This window comes from Paenibacillus tepidiphilus (genome assembly GCF_008635795.1).
GTDB classification, from domain to species: domain Bacteria; phylum Bacillota; class Bacilli; order Paenibacillales; family Paenibacillaceae; genus Paenibacillus_AQ; species Paenibacillus_AQ tepidiphilus.
In genome coordinates this window covers 1-759 of record NZ_VWRQ01000068.1, presented here as the reverse complement: position 1 = coordinate 759, position 759 = coordinate 1, and the positions used below count along the sequence as shown (strand labels likewise).

The window sequence follows — 759 nt, the reverse complement described above, 5'->3', positions numbered from 1 at the left end:
AATCAGGACCACCCGTCCAACGGGTGGTTTGCTCTAGGGGTATAACCCCTTGTTGCCAAACTGCGCCTAAAGACGCTAGCCTGACCATACAATTGTTCAGGCTCAGTGTTATTTGTCATCTTCACTCACCCGTTAAACGGGCTTACTTCTTTTTGTTCCTTTTGTCACTGAACGGATCTTCGTATTCTTTTACACTCAGTTTATCTATCGCTTGGTCATGTGCTTCTTGTTCACGGATGTATTTGGCTACCGTGGCTTCATTTAGCCCCACTGTGCTCACGTAGTATCCTTCCGCCCAAAATTTCCGATTCCCATACTTGTACTTTAGCCCAGCATGCTTCTCAAAGATCATGAGCGAACTTTTTCCCTTCAGATATCCCATGAACGTGGACACGGCGATCTTCGGCGGTATCGCTACCAGCATGTGCACGTGATCTGGCATCATATGTCCCTCTATAATCTCTACTCCTTTGTATTTACACAATCGTTTGAAAATTTCGATCAAATCTTTCCTCACTTGATTATAAATCTCTTTCCGTCTATACTTCGGGGTGAACACGATATGGTATTTGCACATCCACTTCGTGTGAGCTAGACTATAGCTCTTGTTTGCCATCTTTGACCATTCCTATCCTTTGAGCCTGAACATCTCAATTCTATCGGAATGGTCTTAGTGGTCAAACCCTCAGTCCCTCCACCCGCATAGCGGGTGGTTTTTTGTTTCGCGCGTTTCACGCACTCAACTGGCTAAAGCCATAA

General features: G+C 45.2%; 1 protein-coding gene. It reads right to left on the bottom strand.

Annotated elements, in window-relative coordinates:
- Positions 1–142: 142 nt before the first annotated feature.
- Positions 143–616 carry an IS200/IS605 family transposase gene (tnpA, locus tag F1379_RS29500; protein ID WP_054940740.1) on the bottom strand — a complete coding sequence of 158 codons (474 nt, stop codon included), beginning with the start codon at positions 614–616 and terminating at the stop codon, positions 143–145.
- Between the last annotated feature and the right edge of the window lie 143 nt (positions 617–759).

Excerpts from the sequence above, each read along its gene's own strand:
- tnpA (WP_054940740.1), bottom strand. The coding sequence starts at position 616 with ATGGCAAACAAGAGCTATAGTCTAGCTCACACGAAGTGGATGTGCAAA.